Source organism: Vibrio sp. 2033 (assembly GCF_033339735.1).
In genome coordinates this window covers 1-530 of sequence record NZ_JAWOVC010000771.1, presented here as the reverse complement: position 1 = coordinate 530, position 530 = coordinate 1, and the positions used below count along the sequence as shown (strand labels likewise).

The 530-nt window shown below is 44.3% G+C and carries 1 protein-coding gene; it reads right to left on the bottom strand.

Annotated features, from left to right (window positions below):
- Positions 1 to 112 precede the first annotated feature (112 nt).
- Positions 113 to 530, bottom strand: a 418-nt coding sequence (locus tag R7P74_RS29000; RefSeq protein WP_318124164.1) for a LytR/AlgR family response regulator transcription factor, incomplete at its 5' end; no start/stop codon positions are given.

The following is a 530-nucleotide window of genomic DNA, read 5'->3' as shown; positions in this document are numbered from 1 at the left end:
CCCGTCGCATTCAATAAAGTCACACGATAACTCATTTATCTTCCTTGATAATTTAGATGATGTGGGGCGAGTTTACAGTGTAAAGAGTGAGCAGCAACGGATTAGGGAAAAGTTACATGCCTTTAAACAAACTTTGAGAAGCGCGGCTCACTGGCAACTTAGTTTCGCCAACATAAACAAACATTCTTCCTGCAAAGTCTTTGTTTACTTTACTGATTTTAGACACTTGCACCACGCTTGAGCGATGCACTTGCCAAAACTGCTCTGGGTTTAGCTGCCCAATCAACTCTTTGAGCGATGTGCGGATCAAATATTCTTGCACTTCCCCCTGCCCTTGCTGCGCATACACCGAAACGTATTTTTCTTCCGCTTTGAAATACAGCACATCAGACGTCGCGATGAGATGAATATCGTCACCTTGCGTGGCTTTAATCCACTGTAAGTATTGCGGTGTTTGAGGCGCAGACAACTGTTGCAGTTGTTCCAACAAACTATTCATCTGAACATGGCTGTTGTCGCTTCCTCGTTGG